Source organism: Bacteroides sp. MSB163 (genome assembly GCF_036416795.1).
GTDB classification, from domain to species: domain Bacteria; phylum Bacteroidota; class Bacteroidia; order Bacteroidales; family Bacteroidaceae; genus Bacteroides; species Bacteroides maternus.
Genome location: NZ_CP143867.1, coordinates 889,308 through 911,585 on the forward strand (window position 1 = coordinate 889,308; position 22,278 = coordinate 911,585).

At 44.1% G+C, this 22,278-nt stretch carries 11 protein-coding genes and 2 pseudogenes; 4 read left to right on the forward strand and 9 right to left on the reverse strand.

Translation table 11 applies throughout. The features are described 5' to 3' along the window. Positions 1-6: 6 nt before the first annotated feature. Complete coding sequence (locus tag VYM24_RS03120; protein WP_330941423.1) at positions 7-1,884, forward strand: outer membrane protein assembly factor BamB family protein; 1,878 nt, start codon at positions 7-9, stop codon at positions 1,882-1,884. Between the two features lie 108 nt (positions 1,885-1,992). Here the strand turns inward: VYM24_RS03120 and VYM24_RS03125 are convergent. The 6 genes and pseudogenes from VYM24_RS03125 to prfB form a co-directional block, all read right to left on the reverse strand. Further along, a pseudogene (locus VYM24_RS03125) lies at positions 1,993-4,522 on the reverse strand (TonB-dependent receptor domain-containing protein). Positions 4,523-4,707: 185 nt separating this feature from the next. Then, positions 4,708-6,000 (reverse strand): MgtC/SapB family protein, encoded by a 1,293-nt coding sequence (locus tag VYM24_RS03130; protein ID WP_291551015.1) that lies wholly within the window; start codon positions 5,998-6,000, stop codon positions 4,708-4,710. 117 nt (positions 6,001-6,117) lie between these two features. Continuing rightward, positions 6,118-6,585, reverse strand: coding sequence for a CYTH domain-containing protein (locus VYM24_RS03135; protein WP_291551014.1), 468 nt, complete (start codon positions 6,583-6,585; stop codon positions 6,118-6,120). A gap of 7 nt (positions 6,586-6,592) precedes the next feature. Further along, entirely contained in the window at positions 6,593-6,730 is a 138-nt protein-coding gene (locus VYM24_RS03140) for a hypothetical protein (protein ID WP_167332554.1), read from the reverse strand. A 366-nt stretch (positions 6,731-7,096) separates the two neighbouring features. Beyond that, a pseudogene (locus tag VYM24_RS03145) lies at positions 7,097-7,694 on the reverse strand (AAA family ATPase). A 127-nt stretch (positions 7,695-7,821) separates the two neighbouring features. Then, positions 7,822-8,937: a peptide chain release factor 2 gene (gene prfB, locus VYM24_RS03150; protein WP_299091703.1), complete on the reverse strand. Its 1,116-nt coding sequence runs from the start codon at positions 8,935-8,937 to the stop codon at positions 7,822-7,824. Positions 8,938-9,050: 113 nt separating this feature from the next. On the opposite strand from prfB, the gene VYM24_RS03155 reads away from it, so the two are divergent. The 3 genes from VYM24_RS03155 (at position 9,051) to VYM24_RS03165 (ending at position 14,070) form a co-directional block, all read left to right on the forward strand. Continuing rightward, complete coding sequence (locus tag VYM24_RS03155; protein WP_330941424.1) at positions 9,051-11,969, forward strand: M16 family metallopeptidase; 2,919 nt, start codon at positions 9,051-9,053, stop codon at positions 11,967-11,969. 190 nt (positions 11,970-12,159) lie between these two features. Further along, on the forward strand, positions 12,160-13,638 hold the full coding sequence (locus VYM24_RS03160; protein ID WP_330941425.1) for a glycoside hydrolase family 28 protein: 1,479 nt from the start codon (positions 12,160-12,162) through the stop codon (positions 13,636-13,638). A 150-nt stretch (positions 13,639-13,788) separates the two neighbouring features. Further along, complete coding sequence (locus VYM24_RS03165; RefSeq protein WP_330941426.1) at positions 13,789-14,070, forward strand: hypothetical protein; 282 nt, start codon at positions 13,789-13,791, stop codon at positions 14,068-14,070. A gap of 73 nt (positions 14,071-14,143) precedes the next feature. Here VYM24_RS03165 and xyl3A read toward each other — a convergent pair whose 3' ends face one another. From xyl3A to VYM24_RS03180, 3 genes are read right to left on the reverse strand one after another with little or no spacing between them, the layout of a single operon-like run. Beyond that, complete coding sequence (xyl3A, locus tag VYM24_RS03170) at positions 14,144-16,735, reverse strand: xylan 1,4-beta-xylosidase (protein WP_425286627.1); 2,592 nt, start codon at positions 16,733-16,735, stop codon at positions 14,144-14,146. A gap of 6 nt (positions 16,736-16,741) precedes the next feature. Then, positions 16,742-18,766, reverse strand: coding sequence for a RagB/SusD family nutrient uptake outer membrane protein (locus tag VYM24_RS03175; RefSeq protein ID WP_138290928.1), 2,025 nt, complete (start codon positions 18,764-18,766; stop codon positions 16,742-16,744). A gap of 23 nt (positions 18,767-18,789) precedes the next feature. Continuing rightward, the gene (locus VYM24_RS03180; protein WP_330942203.1) at positions 18,790-22,068 is read right to left on the reverse strand and encodes a SusC/RagA family TonB-linked outer membrane protein; all 3,279 of its coding nucleotides are present in this window, start codon (positions 22,066-22,068) and stop codon (positions 18,790-18,792) included. Between the last annotated feature and the right edge of the window lie 210 nt (positions 22,069-22,278).

Below are 22,278 nucleotides of genomic sequence, written 5' to 3' on the forward strand. Positions count from 1 at the left end.
AGAATCATGAAAAGAATTTTATTTGCTATCTGTGTGATAGCGTTGTCTCTCCTTTCCTACGGACAAGGCAGTAACGAACGAGCCTTCACTTTCGCATGGCTCAGTGATGTGCACCTCAATTCTTTCGCCTATGCCGAAGACGACCTGCGGCAATCCATTGAAGACATCAATGCCAATCCTGAAGTTGCTTTCACCATCCTCAGCGGCGATGTCACTGAATTCGGTGATACCAAGGAGTTTTATCTGCTGCAGGACATTCTGAAGAACTTCCGGAAACCCTACTTTCTCATCCCCGGCAACCATGATGTAAACTGGAGTGAAAACGGATGCACTATGTTCGACAAGATTTTCCAGGCCTCACATTTCTGTTACGACTGGCAGGAAGTACGTTTCATCGGCTGTGGCGCCGGACCAAGTCTGCGTATGGGACCACCTCACATTCCCCGCGAAGAAATTCTGTGGCTCGATTCTATCGTTCGCGCCACTCCGGCAGAACAACCCATTATTTTCATCAATCACTTCCCTATCGATCAGGATCTGAGTAACTGGTACGAAGTTGTCGACATCCTTAAAACGCGCAATATCCAGGCAATACTCGGCGGACACCTGCACGTGAACCGTGCTTATGATGCCGAAGGTATTCCCGCCGTAATCGGCCGTTCGTCCCTGCGCAGGAAAGATCCGATAGGCGGATATAATCTGGTCACACATCGCGGCAATACATTAGAATTCCACGAACGCATCATCAAAGCAGAAACCCGACCTGCATGGAATACGATTCATCTGGCATCTTTGCAGGAGAAGAAGGATACCACTTACTATCGTCCGGATTTCGCCATCAATGCTACTTATCCTTCGGTACGCGAAACCTGGAAATTGAAGGATGTGGCCGATATCGCTTCGCAGGGAAGCATAGACGGTAACCTGTACGTTTACACTAATACAGCCGGTGTTGTCCATGCCCTTAATGCCAAGAACGGCAAAACCCAGTGGACCTATACCACCGGAAACAAGATATTTTCAGCCCCATTTATCACCCCAAAACTTGTCATAGTCTCTTCCTGTGATGGTTCCATCTATGCCCTTGACAGGAAGCAGGGCACAGTGCGATGGAAATACAATACTGATTACCCCATTGTAGCGTGCCCTGTCGTAACCGAAGGTACAGTCTACATCGGCAGCAGCAACGGCAAATTCTACTCTTTAAAGCTGGCGGACGGAACACTGAACTGGACTTGTGATGGCTTGCAAGGCTACATTGAATCACGCCCGGCTGTGGATAAGGAGCGCATATATATAGGCACCTGGGGAGCGATGTTCTATGCCATCGACCGCAGGAGTGGGAAGAAAATATGGGAGTTCGACACCAAACGAGGCAGATATTTCTCACCGGGTGCCTGCTGGCCGGTAGTGCTGCCGTATACGCGGCAAGGAGAGACGAATGAGCAAGTCATAGTTCTCAGTTCCGACTATTTTGTCCGCTCATTCCATCCCGGGACGGGAGAAATCCTTTGGGCTTCCGATGAAGCGAAAGGACGCGAGTCCCTCGGCTTCTCACCGGATGGAAAAACAATGTATGTGAAAGGAATCAAGAACAACATCACCGCTGCAGATATATCTCACGGCACCTATACCAGTCTTTGGAATACATCAATGCCCTACGAAACTAACTTCATCCCCACCCGTATGGAAACAACCGAACAACTGGTGTTCATTCCTACTGAATTTGGTGTTCTCCATGCCGTGCGGACAGACGGAAGCGGCATTGCCTGGTCACATAAAATCTCCCATTCGGCAATAACTTCACTAAAGAATGCTGGAAAAGGGAAAATCATTGCCATGACAATGGATGGTACAGTGACTTGTCTGGAATATCCCTTATAGAAAACAATCATCCGCAGACCCCACGAATAACGCAGATTTCTTTAATCGTAAATCTGCGTTATCCGCGCCATCTGCGGATGAAAAATAATTCAGAAAAGTACGGGCAGATTATTCTCCACCGCCACCACCTTCACCACCACTACTCTTCACATCATCATTACTGATGGTACGTGCGGCTTTCTTGACACTGGCTCTCAATTCACCAATGCGATAGCTAACACTTACACCAAAACGCTGACGAGTATATTTATTCCAGCTATCCTGTATAAAGCCTACACCTTCTATACTTGAAGTCGGATGCTGATATTTCTTAAAGAAGTTACTAGCAAATGCCGACAAGGTCAGACGTTTCTTCAAGAATGATTTGTTTACACTCAATCCATAGTCAAAGAAACTGCTGCCTTTCCCCTGCAACATGATCCAAGGTGTCTGACCATAAATATTCAGACTGATGCGCCAATCATGAGGCAAAGACTGCTGAGCACCGCCATAAGCAAACAGATTCCAACCGTCATTCTTCAGTCCATTGGCACCTTCCAAATAAGTATAGTTACCATAAAGATTTGCATAGATACGTGTATTGGAAGTTGCATTCCAGTTGATATAACCGCTCAGGCTGGCATTCCTGCTCTTACCAATATTCTGATAGGTAGAATAAAGCACTTCCTTACCGGTAGGATTCTGCAGACCGAAAATTTCTGTATCCTTCACCTGTTCTGTCACTCGTTCAATACTGTTATTGGTAAAGCTATAACGCGCTGAAAGGTTGATGTTAAACTTCTGCGTGAAATTGCTGTAGCTCAAGTTAAATGAATGACTCTTCTCACTATCCAAATGAGAGTTACCCTGATTTATATTTGTCGGATTACTATCGTCCAGATAAGGATTTAAATACCAGATCCCCGGACGGTAAATACGCATATTATAACCAAAACGAAGATTAGACATATCTGTCAGCTTATAGCCAATACTTGCAGAAGGAACTAAATCATCAAAGTTCTTATCAAAGTTATCTCCCTTACCCAACAGATATTTCACCTCCTGCTTCGTATGCTCATAACGCACACCAAGTCTTCCGGAAATCTTCTTCACTTTCAGCCCATATCCAAGGTATGCAGCCAAAATGTCATTCTGGTGTTTATAATGCGAACTGTGATCATTGTCAAACTCATAATCAGCTTGAGTTGCTGACGCTTGTTCATAACGGTCATCTTCCGAAGAATTATCACGGAGAATATATTTCGCACCGGCTTCAAGAGTATGTATCTTGCCGATAGGCGTCGTATAATCAGCCTGGAAAGTATGTTCAGTAGTATTCTGGGATCCATCATTATGCTGATTTTTCATACGTTTCATAAAATCCTGCCAATCCGGAGCTACATCCTCCATATCATAATCATAAGTGGAGTATGAATCCGAACTTTCCGGTCTGGTATTGATTTTATAAGAGAAGGTCAACATACGATCTTTTACATGAAACATACGTTGGTAGTCAATGCCACCATCGATAGAATACCAGGAACTTTTGCTTCTATTGTTCGATACATATTGATACAGATCATCACCGGTACCGGGCATCGTTGCAAAAGTATTACTCAGTCCATTGCTGTTATTTCCGCCACCCCAAAGTCCGAACGACATGGTTATCAAACGCAAAGTATCAATCTCATAACTGGCTTCCATGCTGCCGGACTGAAAGTTACCATGTCCTTTGCTGTCACCACTATAATCCAAATCAGAAGAGCCATCGGTTATGTCGCCTACTGTACGGCGGGTACCACCGGAATAGCTGCGCGGACGATCATTGTAATTATAATTGTAACGGGCACTCACCGTCAGCTTACCGCTCTTAATCGTACCGAACAGACCGCCGCCGGCCCCCATGTTACTAACGTTTCCACTAAATGTAGCTGTATAACCTTCCAATCCGCTACCTACGGTAACAATATTCAGGATACCGCCCACACCCTCAGCGTCGTACTTAGGACCGGGATTAGTAATCACCTCGATATGTTTGATGGAATTGGCGGGCATACTTTTCAGCACTTCCGTCGGATTATTGCTCATCATATTGTTAGGTTTACCGTTCACATACACCTTAAAGCTACTGCTACCGTTCACCTTAATATTATCTTCGCCGTCTACAGTTACCAAAGGCACTTTGCGAAGCATTTCCAATACAGAGTTTGACTTTGAATCAGGATCATCCTGCACATTATATTCTATCTTGTCGATGTCTGCCTTTACCAGTGGTTTTTTGGGCTACTACCTCTACTTGACCAAGTTCATTGGAAGCATCTGTAATATACAGTGTTCCAAAATCGACAACCTTTTCTCCCGCCTTCACAGTGAAATCCTTCACAATAGTATTTCTACCAATAGAAGAAATAGTCATCACAAAATTACCCGTTCCGGGAACTTTCTCCTGAAATTTACCTTTCATGTCCGTTACCAGCATTTTCAATGCATGGGCAGGTGCTTCTTTTTTCACGATTTTGATTGTGGCATAAGGTTCTCCCTCTTGAGTCAAAGAATCCAGTAAGACTCCTTTAATCTGAAATGGAGGTGCCGCATTCTGTGCCGCTACCAATGAGGATATTACCAACATAATGAGCAGCAAAGGGCATTTAATTTTCATTTCTGTTTTTGTTTGTTTGATGAATATTTAGTTGACTGTTTTTGTATTAGACGTAACTTGTACCTATTTTGTCACAATGAAAGTGGCAAAAGTAGGCTGTTTTTCTTGAACTACGAGTTTTTCGGAGTTAAAAAAGCACAAAGAGAAAGGATTAAAGAGAACATTTGTAAACGTTCTCGCAGGACTTATAACAAATAGAAAAAAAGCAGCATGCAAACGTTAACCGCGATCACACATCCAAAACCACGCAGCACCCACCGGCGCAACGGACTCTTCCCGCCTGCAAAGAACAACGCATAGCACATATTCACGGCAATATTGCTCACGATAGCCTGCATACAACAAGCTGTCACCACCACAACGGCAATGCCCGAACCTTGCAGTAAGTTCAGAATAAATGGAGTGATATCACTCAACCCGGCAATGAACGACAAGACATTCAATCCACCCGTACCGGTATAAATCAAAGTATAATGTGTCACAATGGTGAATATCACAAACAGAACGGCAAAAATCAATGCAACTTTAAATTCCAACGGGTTACTGCTATCTTCTTCTTCAGCTTCTTCGCCCGTCACCGGAATCGGCTTACGCTTCCGATGCAGATACCAGGCCACGCCCGCCGTAACGAAGGACATAATAAGCAGGTATGGATAAATTTCCGCAAGAATCGCCTTACTGAATATACCTATTAGTATAAGGAAACGAAGAAACATCATACTCACGGCCAACAACATTGCTGCGGCATATTCCGGCGCCTCCTGCGCAGGTGCCTTGCGACTCTTACGTGCCAGAACAGAAATAGTTGCCGTACTGCTATACAAACCACCTATAATACCAGATACCAGAATACCGGACTCATGAAATACATATCGCCTCAACAGATAAGACAGATAAGAGATACCGGATACAACTACCGTAGCCAACCAAACGGTATAAGGAGTCAAATTAATGTCGGGTATCAGATTTTCATTCGGCAACATCGGTAAGATAATGCCACTGATAGCGAGGAACTTGGCAAGAGTAATCATCTCGTCATTCTTCATGCGCTGTGCGAGTTCTGTAAAAGTATGCTTCAATTCGGTAAAGAGCAATACCGTCACAACCACCATCACGTAAAACCAGGAGGGTTGTGTGGCTACAATAGGAGCAATACAATAAGTGATGAGTGCGATAATAATGGTAGTAACCCCGAATACATGGAACTGAGATTGTTTAACGTAATAGTTCAATCCCAACAGCAGTCCCAATATAGCGCCACCGCCCATAAACAAGCGGTAATCCACCGGATCAAGAATATAAAGCAGATACCCCAAAATACCTATAAAAGTGAACGTGCGGTCCGTACCGAACAACGTTGTCTCCCCTTCACGCTTCAAACTGATTTTCCGCTGTGAAAGTCCTATTAATAAAGAAAACAAAGTCACCAATACAAAGGTCACCAGTTCTCTAGGCAGGTATTCATAAAGTTTCTCCATTTCGTCCTCTGAATATACTTGATCAGCAACCATTTGCAAGGAGTTAACTTCCTGTCAACAAGAAGTTAACTCCCTGTTGACAAACTCTTAACTTCTTGTCGACAAGGTATTAAGGCCTTACCAAACAGTGTATGGATGCTTCATCAGTTGCGAGTTATAGTAACGGACGTCGCCTGTTACTTCCTGCCCTATGAAGTCCGGCTTTTCGAAAGCCTCGTCTTCCGAAGCCAATTCCACTTCAGCAACTACCAAACCTTCATTTTCACCGTAGAACTCATCCACCTCAAACGTATGCCGTCCGCTGTGCACCAGATAACGGGTTTTATCAATAACACCCGGTTCACAAAGTTTCATCAGTTCCTCCGCTTCATTCAATGGAATCTCTTTTTCCCACTCATATCGGCTGAGTCCCGAGGCATCGGAAGCACCTTTTATCGTAAGATATCCCTTTCCGTTACGGATGCGCACCCGCACGGTCCGGCCTCTTGCACTACTGATATAACCTTGTACAATACGGCTTTGTTCATACGCCCTAGATTTGTACTCCCCCGTCACGAGGAATTTCCGTTCTATTTCTTGCGACATCTATTCGTTATTTCCCCAAGAATGAGTATCCTATCAGCATCACCAACACCAGTATCAATGCAGATACGCCAATAATCAACAACACTTTCTTAGCTTGTTCTTCTTCTTTTTGGCTATGCATAGCCTTTTTCTTACTCTTTCCCATAATGTGTTCTTAGTATTAAAGTTCAACTGATAACAAAGTAACATGAAATTCGGGAAGATTCCAAAAGAAAAGAGAAAATTTATTTGTAACAAGCTAATACCCGAACCGTATCTGAGCCGTACTTGCTCCGTACATTCTTCGGTTAGAGGTACCTCTGAGCGAAGAATGTACGGAGTTGGTACGGAGCAAGTGCGGTTCGGGTATGGCAGAGAGGTATCTTGAACTACCTATAGGTGGTTTCCGACGCTCTATGCAAAGATGAAGCCGGGCTGCATTTTAATGAGAATTATGAGCCTACAGAAGAGAGGGGGAATATTTTAGGACTTAGAGGAGTTATCCTTTAACTCCTACTATAAATAATGTAGGCTAATACAGAAATCCAAACAGCCAAAGAGGAATTCTGTTCCCTGTTCCATATTCTATCCCGTCTATGATCAGATAACTGTTCGGCACATCCTTTATTTGCTCAAACGTCTTGTTCTTTCCTCCCACTTCAAAAGTATAAACATCATCTATCCAAAAATCTCCCTGCCCGGAAAAAGCTATCTGATGATTTTGTTTCAACTGATTGGCAAAGAATGTTTCACGAATATTTCCTATATCCGCAGAGGAAGAAAGAGCATACATCAAGTTCGTATTGTCCAAATAAACTTTTTCCGGATACTCTCTGAAAGACAATCCCTGAAGCGTGTAAAAGACACACCTGCGGGACAAATCGGCCACCGAAAAGTCAATCTGCAACAAAGAAGAACCGGTAAACACCACTCGAAGTCCAAGATAGGAATCATTAGATATTTTTCAATTCTTGTATCCAGTTATTATATGGGTAACGATGCACTTCACGTTGCAACATCAGGGTTGTTTTTCCTACACCACAAGCACCTTTTACACAAATCATTCGCGAAATCCAGTCTATCGCATCATGTAGTTAACAGACGTACGTCAAACTAACCGCATTCACCAAACGGGTTGAATTCTGCTATTTCCATGCAAAAGCAATTATTGAGTTAAGAACAAAGATAAGAAAAGAAAAAATGGGTGCCACTTTCATTCACCAAGTGACACCCATTCTCTTTATATAGAAATAAATTTTAATCCTCTTGCCCCGCAAATTCCATCAGATACGCCTTAATGAAGCCATCTATCTTACCATCCATCACTCCATTGACATCCGAAGTCTGGAAGTTAGTACGGTGGTCTTTTACACGGCGGTCATCGAATACATAGCTTCGTATCTGCGAACCCCATTCGATCTTCTTCTTCCCGGCTTCCACCTTGGCTTGTTCGGCCATGCGGTGCTGAAGTTCCTTATCATACAGAATGGAACGTAACTGGCGCATTGCATTCTCGCGATTCTTGGGTTGGTCACGGGTTTCCGTATTTTCAATCAGGATTTCCTCTTCCTCGCCCGTATACGGGTCTTTGAACTGATAACGCAGACGAACTCCGGATTCCACCTTGTTCACATTCTGCCCACCGGCACCACTGGAACGGAAAGTATCCCAGGAGATATTAGCAACATTGATGTTTACCTCAATGGTATCATCAACCAGCGGAGTTACAAAAACAGAAGCAAAAGAAGTCATACGCTTGCCTTGCGCATTGTAAGGAGATACACGCACCAGACGATGCACACCGTTCTCCCCTTTCAGATAGCCATAGGCATAATCACCTGAAATCTCGATAGTACAGGTTTTGATACCGGCTTCATCACCTTCCTGCAAGTTAGAAATGACAGCCTTGTAGCCATTGGTTTCGGCATAGCGCAAATACATACGCATCAGCATGCTTGCCCAGTCCTGACTTTCCGTGCCACCTGCACCGGAGTTGATTTTCAACACACAATCCATCTGGTCGGCTTCATCACGAAGCATATTTTTCAGTTCAAGTTCATCAATGGCAACAGAGGCTTTGGCATAAGCTTCATCTATCTCTTCCTCGGTTACAAGTTCATCCTTGTAGAAGTCAAAGGCCAGTTGCAATTCATCCGATAATGTCTTTACTTCATTATAACCGGCTATCCACTGTTGCAAACCTTTCACCTTCTTCATCTGTGCCTCAGCCGTCTTCTGGTCATCCCAGAAACCCGGAGCCTGTGTGCGCAACTGTTCTTCTTCTACCTGGATCTTCTTTCCTTCGATGTCCAGATAGCGGTAGAGTGCCTCGGTGCGCTCTTTAATGCTTTTCAGTTGTTCTATGGTAATCATAAGTTCTATTTACGATTGAAATTAGTCTCTAATTATAAAAATACTTTCATTTTGAGTGCAAAGGTATGAAAAAAACGCATATTTTTGCAGTTATCAATCTAATAAGTCAGCTTATGAACAAACTATTCCGACAAATTGGTTTAACGTTTATCCTACTGGTAGCGATAAGCTTAGGTAGTTGTACTTCGAAGTACAGCTACGAAACAGTGCCCAACGATCCGCTGAAAGCGCGCATCTACACTCTGGACAACGGTTTGAAAGTCTACATGACTGTAAACAAGGAAACGCCGCGCATACAGACGTACATTGCAGTACGTGTAGGTGGTAAAAACGACCCCGCAGAAACTACCGGATTGGCTCATTATTTCGAGCACCTGATGTTTAAAGGGACCACAAACTTCGGTACTCAGAACTATGAAATTGAAAAGCCTTTGCTTGACCAGATCGAAGAACAATTCGAAATTTATCGCAAGACTACGGACAGCCTTGAACGTAAAGCTATTTATGCAAAAATCGATAGCATCTCCTACGAAGCATCCAAATATGCCATCCCCAACGAATATGACAAACTGATGGCTGCCATCGGTGCCAACGGAACAAATGCCTACACCAGTTTCGACGTTACTTGCTACACGGAAGACATCCCTAGCAATCAGATTGACAACTGGGCAAAAATTCAGGCAGAACGTTTTGAGAATTGCGTGATCCGCGGTTTCCACACTGAGTTGGAAACGGTTTACGAAGAAAAGAACATGTCGCTGACCCGCGACCCACGCAAAGTTTACGAAGCAGTGCTTTCTTCTCTTTTCCCACACCATCCGTATGGAACACAAACCGTACTTGGCACCCAGGAAGACCTGAAAAATCCTTCAATCACCAACATCAAAGAATATTATAAGAAATGGTACGTACCCAACAACATGGCTATCTGCCTTTCCGGTGATTTCGATCCCGATCAGATGATTGCAACCATTGATAAATATTTTGGTGGTTTGAAACCGAATACTGATCTGCCGAAACTGGATCTGCCGAAAGAGACCCCGATTACAGCACCTGTTGTTCGTGAAGTACTCGGTCCGGATGCCGAAAGCGTTGCTCTTGCATGGCGCTTCCCCGGAGCAGCCGACAAAGATGTGGAAACGCTACAAGTGGTTTCCCAGATACTCTACAACGGACAAGCCGGCCTGTTCGACCTTGACCTAACACAACAACAGAAGACGTTAAGTTCTTATTGCTATCCTATGACCATGAGCGATTACAGCGCGCTGTTGATGCAGGGACGCCCTAAACAAGGGCAGACTCTGGACGAAGTGAAAGACCTCATGCTGGGTGAACTGAAGAAACTCCGCGACGGCGACTTCGATGAAAAGATGCTGGAAGCCAATATCAACAACTTCAAACTGTATCAGATGCAGCAGTTGGAAAACAATGACGCGCGTGCCGACATGTTTGTACAGTCATTCGTAAACGGCAGTGACTGGGCAGACGAAGTTACCGCCCTCAACCGCATGTCCAAACTGACCAAGAATGATATCGTAACCTTTGTCAATAAATATCTGAAAGATGATAACTATGCCGTTATCTACAAAAGACAAGGTAAAGACCCGAATGAAAAGAAGATGCCGAAACCCGAAATCACTCCTATTGTGATGAATCGTGACACTGCCAGTACCTTCCTGAAAGAAATACAGGCAAGCGTAGTGACTCCTATCGAACCGGTATTCCTGGACTATTCCAAAGATCTTACCCAACTGAAAGCAAAATCGGATATTCCTGTACTTTACAAACAGAATACAACGAATGATATTTTCCAGTTGATTTACCTCTTTGATATGGGTAACAACAATGACAAGGCACTCGGTACCGCTGCCCAATATCTGGAATACCTCGGTACTGCCGACATGACTCCGGAAGAGGTTAAGAGCGAATTCTATCGTCTTGCGTGCTCATTCTTTGTATCTCCGGGTAGCAAACGTACTTATGTCGTACTCTCCGGCCTCAACGAAAATATGCCTGCTGCCATGGCTCTCTTCGAAAAACTGTTGGCAAATGCCCAGGTAAATAAAGAGGCTTATGCAAATATGGCTAACGATATTCTGAAATCCCGCAAGGACGCTAAGCTGAATCAGATGCAAAACTTCTCGCGCCTGGTGTCTTATGCCACTTATGGTCCGAAATCTCCGGCAACCAATCTGCTGACCGAAGCTGAGCTGACTTCTATGGATCCGCAACAGCTTGTGGACCGTATCAAACAGCTGAGCAGCTTCAAGCACCGTATTCTTTACTATGGACCAAGCAACCAGGATGACCTGCTTGCCATCATTAATAAAGAGCATCAGGCACCGGAGGCTTTGAAAGAAATTCCTGAAGGAAATAACTTTGAAGCACTATTGACGCCGGAAACGAAAATTTTCATTGCTCCGTATGATGCCAAACAAATCTATATGTCGCAAATCTCCAACAAAGGAGAGAAATTTGATCCTGCTGCTGAATCCGGTCGTCAACTATACAACGAATACTTCGGTGGCGGCATGAATTCCATCGTATTCCAGGAAATGCGCGAAAGCCGCGGTTTGGCTTACTCGGCATGGGCCGGTATGTTGAAGCCAAGCTATTTGACAGATCCTTATATGCTACGCACACAGATTGCTACGCAGAATGACAAGATGATAGACGCCATCAATACATTCAATGACATCATCAACAATATGCCTGAATCGGAAGCTGCCTTCAAACTGGCCAAAGACGGCATGATTGCCCGTATGCGTACCGACCGCACCATCAAGATGGATGTTATCTGGGATTATATCAGCGCTCAATATCTGGGACAGAACGTAGATAGCCGTATCAAGCTGTATAACGATGTGCAGAACATGACGTTACAGGATGTTATCGACTACCAGAATAAATGGATCAAGGGACGCACCTATACATACTGTATCCTTGGTGACAAAAAAGAGCTGGATATAAATGCTTTGAAAAAAGTAGGTCCGGTAATTGAACTGAAACAGGAAGATATCTTCGGATATTAATATATCTGAGCAGTAAAACAGGGAAAGGGTTGCATTGTCATGTAACCCTTTCTTTTTTTATAATTTCTACCGGTTCTATTTATAAATACTCTTTATTACACAAAAAGTCCACCCTCCCCGCACTGTGATTACGTACATTTGCCCCGTATTCTAATTTGTATCACATATCTAAAAGAGTATAAGACAGACCATGAAACGTTTATTCATCTTTATTATGGGAGTAATGATGGCTGTGGTAGCCACGTCCCGCACGTTCGACATGAAACAATTGGGGGCTGATGCCAAAGGCATCAAGCCATGTACGAAACTGATTAACCAGACTATTGAAAAAGCAGCTTCGGAAGGAGGTGGAACCATCTATTTTCCTGCCGGGACTTATCTGACTGCTACTATCCACATGAAAAGTAACATTACATTGCATCTGGAATCAGGTGCCATTGTGCGCTTTTCAGACAGATTCGAGGATTATCTGCCTTTTGTAACCGCGCGCTGGGAAGGAACCGTTATGCAAACCTTATCCCCACTGATTTACGCACATTCGGCAGATAATCTGACCATTACCGGGCGCGGAACGCTGGATGGGAACGGGCTGAAATGGTGGTTATGGGAATTTGAGACACGTAAGGTGATAAAGGAAAACGGTGGTAAGCTATCTTCTCTGGATAAGTTACAGCAAATGTGGGTGGATGCCAATAAGGACCTGGAAATATCCGATTACTATAAGCCTTCGCTGGAACGTAAAATGTTCCGTCCGCCTTTTATTCAGTTCTACGAATGTACGAATATCCTCATTGAAAATGTGAAGATCATCAACTCTCCTTTCTGGACTGTCAATCCGGCCTTCTGTGATAACGTTACAATACATGGAGTAACTATCAATAACCCGTCAAGCAATCCCAAAGGACCGAATACGGACGGTATCAATCCGAGTTCCTGCCGGAATGTACGCATCTCCGACTGTTTTATCAGTGTTGGAGACGATTGTATTACCATCAAGTCCGGACGTGATGCCGACGGACGTAAATATGGGAAAGCATGCGAGAACATCACAATCACCAATTGTATCATGCTTTCCGGTCACGGTGGAGTGGTCATCGGCAGCGAAATGTCGGGTGGTGTAAAAAGGATAGCTATATCCAATTGTGTGTTTGATGGAACGAATGCCGGTATCAGGTTAAAAGCATCCCGCGGACGCGGTGGTGTAGTAGAAGATATACGGGTAGACAATATCGTAATGAAGAATATACAAGGAGATGCCTTTATTTTCGATTTATTTTATGACCGTTTATCGAAAGTAGAACCGGTAAGCGAACGTACTCCTATTTTCCGGAATATCCATTTAAGTAATGTTACGGGGAATGATATCAAGCGGATAGGCTATATAAAAGGTATTGAGGAAATGCCTATATCGGAACTGTCTTTCTCCAACATGAATATAGTGGCCGGAAAAGGATTTCAGGCGGAAACAGCCACCGATATCCGTTTTAACAACGTAAGTTTCACCGTAGAAGAAGGACCTTCACTCAACATCCGACAATGCAAGGATATATTCCTGAATGACGTGCGGACAAAGCAACCGATAGCCGGTCAGCCGGTGGTGAATATTGAAAAAGATGTGGAGAAAGTGACGGTTATCCATTGCGATTCGACACTGGTGGCAAGAAACTAAAAACAAAGCTAAGGGAACCTATACTTATGCGCCCCTCTGGCAGAAAACCGACATTTTCTGTCAAGAGCAGATTTACATAAGATTAACAGACGGGAGGCACAAACCTCCCGTTTTTGCTTTCAGAGCAGACGGTCTGTTTACCTCAAACGCATGATCCGTTTACCCAAAACACATGATTCGTTTGCCCCGGATGCATCATCCGTTTGCCTCAGGTGCATCATCCGTTTCGCAGGAGTGAATAACTGGAATGCCACACTTCAACAGGTGAAGTGGCTGGGCTTTAGTCTGTTGAAGTGTGGCATTCGGGTTACTAAGGTGTGGTATTCGGGAAGCAGACATGTGGCATTTCAAAAGACAAGCCATAGGGATAAAAAGAGAACGGAGAAGCAATGCCTCTCCGTTCGCGCTAATTTAAAATTGAATCTTAAATAGATTTACGAATACAAATATACGACATCAGAAAGGCGATGTCAAGTATTCGGGATTTTTTTTCACTTTCCGACAACTATTTTATAGCAACCGTCGTATGCTGCAAATCTTCCTCTTTAGAGCTTCCTCCTACCATGATATCATAGCTACCCGGACAAACTCTTACTGTATTGGATTGATCGTCCCACCACTCCAATTCTTTATCTTTCAGATCGAACTCCACATTGACGGTCTTTCCAGCCGGGATGTGCACGCGCTTGAAAGCACGCAGGGTTTTAACCGGCCCTTCCGCATCTCCTTGTTTTCTAAGATAAACCTGCACCACTTCTTCTCCGTTACGCTTGCCCGTATTTGTAACGGGTACAGTAAGTTTCAAAGACTGTCCGGCTGTAAGTTCATTCTTGTCAAGTACGGTTTTACCATAGCCGAAGGTGGTATAACTAAGACCATAACCGAATGGGAACAAAGGTACATCCTGCATATATCTGTAAGTTCTTCCGGTCATGTTATAATCCTCAAAATCGGGCAACTGAGACACATTGCGATAGAAAGTAACCGGTAATTTCCCCGCCGGATTATAATCACCGAACAATACCTCGGCAACAGCCGTACCACCTTGTTGACCGGGATACCATGCCTGCAAGACAGCTTCGCACTTCTGGGTCTCAGGCTCCAGACCGACAGGCGATCCTGAACAGTTAACCAGAATAATCTTCTTACCTGCACGATGCAGGGCATCAATCAGTTCACGCTGAACAGCGGGTAATTCAATATCCGTACGATCTCCCTTCTTGAAGCCGGGAAGATTTACTCCCATCTCCTCTCCTTCAAGGCTGGGAGATATACCGCTCGCAAAAATAACGATATCTGCATCCTTTACACGCTCAACAGATTTCCTTATATCCACATCTTTCTTAAATCCAAGATCAAAGTTCAGCTGTGCATCACTTCTCAGATACTCAAAATCAAGTTCCAGATCATACGATTTACCCGCCTGCACCTTCATCGCATGAGTAGATTTTCTTGCACCGTGCTTGTTTGAGAAACTTTTCACTTCTTCTCCGTTCACACGAAGTCTTCCACTACCATAGCAATAAACCTCAAGAACGATTTCTCCTGATTCCTTAGGAGTAAATACGCTGTTATAAGTCGCGGAGAAATCCGTCAGATTCACTCCCGGAGCAAACACCGTAGCCCCCGAAGTACAAAAGCGGAAAGGAGTGGTTACCTGTGCAGTGGTTACCGGTTCGCCTTCACGTTTCAGGTTATTCCAGTAACGAGCCGTAAACCCGGGACCTTTGTCTGACTTACACTGGCTGAATGCACTCTGAATCAGAGTTCTTTCCACCCATGGGCAGCCTTGCTCATAGATCAGTTTATCATCAGCGCCAAGCAAATTCCGCACTCCATCAAGAATAGTGACGGTGTGAGGCGGCATTCCGTTATAATTTCCCCATTGCATCACTGAGTCATTCGCATTCGGACCCATAATGGCTACCGTCAGTCCGCCACGTTTCAGCGGCAGGAAGTGATCCTTATTCATCAACAATGTCATGGATTCACGGGCCATATTCAATGCCAAAGAGTCGTGAGCTGCAGAAGCTACCACGGAGAAAGGTATCTTGGTCCAGGATACTTTTTCCGGTTCATCCATTTCCCCCAATGCAAAACGAGCTTTCATCAGTCGCTTGACAGACGTATCCACAGTCTCTTCAGAAATTAATCCTTTTTTTACGCTCTCTATCAAAGCCTTATAACTGGAACCACACTCCAAGTCTGTCCCACTGATCACCGCCGCGGCAGAGGCTGACTCTGCATCAGGATGGGTGTGATGACCACGGTCGTTGTAGAAGTCGGCTATTGCACCGCAATCAGATACGACTATACCATCGAATCCCCATTCTCCACGCAATATCTGCATCAGCAGACGATCACTCCCACAGCAGGGATCACCTTCAAAACGGTTGTAAGCGCACATCACTTCTTCCACTTTCCCTTCTTTCACCAATGCTTCGAAGGGGGGCAGATAAGTTTCATACAAATCACGTGGCTTTATATTCTCCGCATTAAAAGAGTGACGATTCCACTCCGGTCCCGAATGTACGGCAAAGTGCTTGGCGCAGGCATGCAGTTTATCATATTTTCCATCGGCAGGTCCTTGCAAACCTTTTACTACCATCACGCCCATCCGGCTTGTCAGATAAGGGTCTTCACCATAGGTCTCAATACCCCTGCCCCAGCGCGGATCACGGTAGATATTCACTGTGGGAGTCCACATGGTTAAACCCTGATAGCGTTCACGGCTATCCTGAGATGCGTAGTAAGTATTCTTCGCACGTGCTTCATCCGACACGGCATTGAACACTTCGTACACCATTTCCGGGTTGAAGGATGCTGCCATACCTATTGGCTGAGGAAAGACTGTAGCCAAACCTGCCCGGGCAACGCCATGCAGCGCCTCATTCCACCAGTTATATGGTTTAATACCCAATCGTTCCACGGAGCGGGAACCATCCATCATAAGTTGCGCCTTCTCTTCCAGTGTAAGTTCCTTCACCAGAAGTTCCGCCCGCCTTTCAGGAGATAAAGAAGCATCCTTGTAGGATGGCTCTCCGCAACCTGTCAAAGCAAAGAAAGGCAATAAATAAAAAAGTTTTCTTTTCATCATTGTCTATTATTGTTGTGGCAGTCCATAACCATTTGTCACTTTTCCTTTGGATTGGCTGATTGTCTCATAAGGAATAGGCCAGTAATAACACGGAACACTCTCTTCCGATGTAATGCCCGGAAGAATATTGCTCAGATATATATCAATATTGGCGGCAAGAGTACTTCCCCACTCTGTCTTTACATATCCTTCCGCTTCTAATTCTGCCGCAGTCTCACTATCCGGAGCAATATATTCAAATAACCCTTTGATAGCGGTATTATGATTGGTTCCATTAACAGACAATCCTAACTGAGCAAAATCCAATACACCACGCCATCCCGGGAAAAGTACAGGATCGTTTTCATCCGTACAGTCATAAGTCAGTTTGGCTCCTGCAACCTGCTTTGTCCAGATGTAAGCGGGTAATATGTTGCCATTCTCAAATTCATGATAACCTTTAGTCTTCAGATTCTCAGCAAGGGTTGACATCTCATTACGTACTTCCATTGCTTTTTGTGAGAATTTACCACTCCGAACCAGATCGTAACTGGTATGCCCTTCACCGAAAAGCTCAAACTTACGTTCCATCAGAATAGCTTCTTTCAGAGCTTCACCGGATAAACCGGAAATATTATGCAAATCATCACCAAAAGCTCTTTCACGAATCTGATTAACCAAGCCTATAGCTTCAGCATCTGCATCCAATCCTGCTTTCACTTCCGCTAACATCAAGATGACATCAGCTACACGCATAATCGGTATATTGAAACCCGCCCCCATCTGAGGACCGACAAAGTAAGGATTTTGGCGGCAAATATCCCATTTATTCAAGCAAATACCTCCATCAACCTTAGCACCTGCCTTAAAAGTAAATGCCAATTCATTACCTTTACCATCCAGTCCGGTAACCACTGCACTGACATCACGACGTTTATCGGCGTTGTCATAACCACCGTAATAGAAACTCGGCACCATACGTATACCGGCAAATACTTTATTCGGAGCAGTATTGTTACCACCGTTAGAACCACGACCGAAATCATAGCAATACATACGGCTTGTAGCCTGATTCTGTACACAACCTATTTCAAAGATGGCTTCAGGACTCATCTGAAGATCCATTCCATATTGGAAATGACGTTGGAAAGGATTGTTTGCATAGCTACGCTCATCCGTAGTAACCAGTTTGGTGGTTCCTGCATTGGTTGAAAGAGCTTTCTGCAAATAGTCTTCAGCTATAGTGTAATAGTTCTTGTAATCGGAACGACGGGCATAAGCGCATTTACGTTTAGCATCCGTGCTGAGAGTTTCAAACTGTACACTCCCATAAAGTTCCGGCATATCAGTACGGATTGTTTGATAGCCTCCGGCATAAAGAGCCATTTTGCCAATCAATCCATCTACAAATGTCCGCGTAATACGCTCACCGTTCAAACCGCCTTCACCTACTTTATACATATACGGTTCCGCTGCTTTCAATTTTTCAATCAATGCATCATAAATATCAAAACGTGAAGTCAGCCCGTAATCATCTACATAATTATTCTCATAGCCATACGGTACATCACCACAATGTTTAATCAAGTCAAAGTAACATAATGCACGTAATGCTTCAGCTTCACCTTTCAGATGTGTCCAGTCAGAAGTCCTGCCTGCTGCGATATCATCCTGATAAGCTGTTTTGGCAGCAATCAGGTCAGCGGTCTTTCCGGCATAGGAAATCACATTGTACAGAGCATTGAAGCTACCTTTCATGTGATCACAAGGAATCTGTTCGGGAACCAGCTTTGCATTGATATTATTGGAAGTATTATTCTCGGGGAAATATTCGATATCCGAACGGTAATGGTCGTTCCAATCGTATGCCCCATTACACGATTCACGATAAAGTGCATAAGCTCTTGACAAAGTCTTCAGAGTTTCTGCGGGACTGGAAGTTACAAACTCGTCATCTGTATTAGAAGGAGAAGAAGTTTCCAGAAAGTCACTGCACTGTGCAAACAAGACGCAACAGGCTGACGCAAATGCCATTTTTATATACTTATTCATAATTTCATCTTTTATTTAAATGGTTAGAAGCTAAGATTTACACCCAGTACGAAGGAACGGGCACGCGGATAAGTACCCCAGTCCATACCTAATTGAGGATAGGTCTTTGTAGAAGTAGACGTACTTACCTCAGCATCAATTCCGGAATATCCTGTAATCGTAAAGACATTATAGATACTTCCGTAAACACGCAGATTACTGATACCCGCCTTCTGAAGCATACTCTTCGGTAAAGTATACCCCAAAGTCAGTGTATTCAAACGCAGATAAGAGCCGTCTTCAATACCCAATGTAGACACATAGCCATTCTCACTGTATGCCAGTGGTAACTTAGCATTCGCATTGGCAGCATTCAGCTGTTCAGGAGTGGTCAATGCAACCAATTCGCCATTCACTACATCATAGATTTTATAGCAATCCTTTACTATAGAGAGCTTATTCTCGTAAACGGCACCTTCTTTATAACCATAAAGTGCTGCCAACTTATTTACATTATAAATTTCATTACCATAGCTCCAGTTAAAATACAAACCTAAATCAAAGTTCTTATAAGTAGCGTTAATATTAAAACCACCGGTATGGACAGGTGTCATATCACCGATAACGTCCACGTCATCATCATTGATAATACCGTCATCGTTCAGGTCTTTGAACTTTGCCATACCCGGGTAAGCTAACTGTCCTGCAGGGCGTTCGTTTATACCATTGTGCAAGTGATAGTTGGGGAATACAGCAGAAGAAACATCCGCGACTCCTTCTTTTAGGGTATACACCCCATTTTCATAAGTGAAATCGTCGGTAGTATAGAAGCCATCAGCAGTCAAGCCACGTACCAAGCCTACAGGACGCCCTTCTTTCAAGACATAATCTGATTTCGGGAAAGTGGATGAAGTAGCCCATTCCGTACCATAAAGTCCGGTAACATTATCAGCCAGCTTATCCACTTTACCGCGATTGAAGTTAATATTAAAACCGGCCGTTACATTCCAGTCCCTCGTCTTCACAAGTACACATTGAAGAGCTATTTCAATACCTTTATTGCTGGTCTGGCCTACATTGGCATAGGTTGTAGTAAAACCCGTAATACCCGGTATGGCAGTTTTCATCAGCAAATCCTTGGTAGTATTCCAATAGGCATCAATCGTACCGGTCAGGCGGCTATTAAAGAAACCAAAATCAACACCGATGTTGCGGGTTATCGTAGTTTCCCACTTCAGATCCTTGTTCGCCATATCTGCACCAAGTGAATAAGAAGGCAGGAAGGCGCCATTCACGGCTCCCTGGTATCTCTTGTCACTAGTCGATTCCCAATTCTGTGACCACAGACTGGAATTTATACCATCGTTACCTACCTCACCGTAGGAAACACGGAGTTTAAGGTTATCTAGCCAGTTCACATCATTCAGGAATGCTTCTTCAGACATACGCCAGCCCAAAGCAGCTGCCGGGAAATATCCCCAACGATTACTGGGAGCAAATTTAGATGAACCATCCGCACGGAATGTAACCGTCAACAGATAGCGTTCCATAAGATTATAATTCAAGCGGCCAAAGAACGAAAGGATACGGCTCGGTGTGGAAATACTTGAAGAAAATTCTCCCACTCCCTTAGTACTGTCATATTGATTGATCATGGCAAATGCATTCTCTTTCGTAAAGTTTGCAGGAAAATAGGTTCCTGAGGCTTTCAGTCCGTCACCGCCCGAATTGGAAACTTCATGACCGGCCAGGATATTCAAGCGGTGTATCTTAGCAAAAGTAAAGTCATAGCTCAAGGTATTTGTCCAACGGAGTCCCCAGCTATTCTTTTTCTCCAGATTCGCATTACCTGCATATAGAACCTCACCGGTACTATCATCCAGATAGTTATTTATGATGGCTCCCGTCCATTCTTTATTCTGATTCCAGGTCTGGCTGAGAGACAGGTCAGTATGATAGGTCAATCCCTTCACAATCCCCCAGTTCAGCGAGAGAATACCACGCAATGACTGCTGGGCATTCGGCGCATACTTGTCATTGATACGGTTTACCGGATTATATCTGTCCCACTGGCTCTGTTTGGCATAGTTCTCAATCATACCTTCATTCATTGCGGATAGATCACCCAAAATATCATCTGTTGCAATAGGGCGGAAACGATAAGAAGATGACAGGACTGATCCGCTACCATTCGTAACACCCTCATCACCCATCTTTTTAATATTGGTATAACGGGTATCAAGACTCAAATCAAGGTTCTTGGCAATCTTTTGGTTCACTTTCAACGAAACATTGGCACGTCTATAATAAGAAGCGAGTTTCATACCATCCTCATCCATGTAGTTAACGCCAAACAGCACTTTAGTCTTTTCAGTACCACCCGTAACAGAAAGGTCATGATTATGAGAGAAAGAATCTCCATAAATCTTCTTCTGGATATTATCCACCTTCACATTGCGATAACTTTCTATACCGCCAAGGTTGGTAGTCGTATAACGCCCTATTCCATACAGTTTCTCCAATGGCTCCATATAGCTGTTACCACCAACCGAAGCCGCACTTGCCCAGCTATATGCCAGGTAGTCATAAGGATTGAGCGCATCCATATACTTAGTCGGTGTATTGAACTTCGCATAACCATTGTAGCTGACAACAACACGTCCTTCTTTAGCCCCCTTTGTGGTAACAAGAATTACACCATTAGCACCACGGGCGCCATAAATAGCCGTTGATGAGGCATCTTTCAAAACGTCAATCGACTCAATTTGATCGCCCGGAATATCACTCAACGAACCACTGACTCCATCAATCAGTACCAGCGGATCATTGCTCTGCGAGATAGAACCGCCACCACGTACACGAATAGAAACAGCGGCATCGGGACGTCCATCCTGCGTTGTTACATTTACACCGGCCAGCTTACCCTGCAAAGCCTGGGCTGCATTGGCAACAGGCATAGCTGCAATTTGCTCACCCGAAACAGAGGCTACCGATCCGGTAAGGTCCTTACGTTTCACCGTCTGATAACCGATTACTACAACTTCATCCAGAATCTCAGCATCTTCAGCCAATGTCACATGAATCGGCTGTCCTGTAACAATGGATACAGTTTGCGTCTGCATTCCGATAAAGCTTATTTCCAATTGTTTGGCTGTACCCGGCACGGCAAGGGAGAATTTACCATCCAGGTCTGTAATTGTACCGATAGAAGCGTCACTTACTACTCTGATATTAGCACCAATAACAGGATCACCTCTGCTATCGAGCACAACACCTGAAACAGTACGACTCTGTGCAAGAGAGATAAGGCAGATCATACTCATCAAGAGAGTAGCAGCTGTCCTTTGAACAAGTCTTTCAAAATTCATAAATAATGTGTTTTTAATAGTTAATGATTAAAAATGATTCACTCTGCAAAAGTAGCCAACCTGTGTCATAGCAACGGAATAAAATCAGGTAACAAGAGTGCACTTTTTCAAAATGGAACAAAAAGAAGGTGGATTATTCGGGCGAAATATCGGCTTTTTCGGTCA

What these genes read in the sequence shown, in the direction of transcription:
- VYM24_RS03155 (WP_330941424.1), top strand. Translation starts at nt 9,051, where the DNA reads ATGAACAAACTATTCCGACAAATTGGTTTAACGTTTATCCTACTGGTA.
- prfB (WP_299091703.1), bottom strand. Translation starts at nt 8,937, where the DNA reads ATGATTACCATAGAACAACTGAAAAGCATTAAAGAGCGCACCGAGGCA.
- VYM24_RS03175 (WP_138290928.1), bottom strand. Translation starts at nt 18,766, where the DNA reads ATGAATAAGTATATAAAAATGGCATTTGCGTCAGCCTGTTGCGTCTTG.
- VYM24_RS03135 (WP_291551014.1), bottom strand. Translation starts at nt 6,585, where the DNA reads ATGTCGCAAGAAATAGAACGGAAATTCCTCGTGACGGGGGAGTACAAA.
- VYM24_RS03180 (WP_330942203.1), bottom strand. Translation starts at nt 22,068, where the DNA reads ATGAGTATGATCTGCCTTATCTCTCTTGCACAGAGTCGTACTGTTTCA.
- VYM24_RS03165 (WP_330941426.1), top strand. Translation starts at nt 13,789, where the DNA reads ATGATCCGTTTACCCAAAACACATGATTCGTTTGCCCCGGATGCATCA.
- xyl3A (WP_425286627.1), bottom strand. Translation starts at nt 16,735, where the DNA reads ATGATGAAAAGAAAACTTTTTTATTTATTGCCTTTCTTTGCTTTGACA.
- VYM24_RS03160 (WP_330941425.1), top strand. Translation starts at nt 12,160, where the DNA reads ATGAAACGTTTATTCATCTTTATTATGGGAGTAATGATGGCTGTGGTA.
- VYM24_RS03140 (WP_167332554.1), bottom strand. Translation starts at nt 6,730, where the DNA reads ATGGGAAAGAGTAAGAAAAAGGCTATGCATAGCCAAAAAGAAGAAGAA.
- VYM24_RS03130 (WP_291551015.1), bottom strand. Translation starts at nt 6,000, where the DNA reads ATGGAGAAACTTTATGAATACCTGCCTAGAGAACTGGTGACCTTTGTA.
- VYM24_RS03120 (WP_330941423.1), top strand. Translation starts at nt 7, where the DNA reads ATGAAAAGAATTTTATTTGCTATCTGTGTGATAGCGTTGTCTCTCCTT.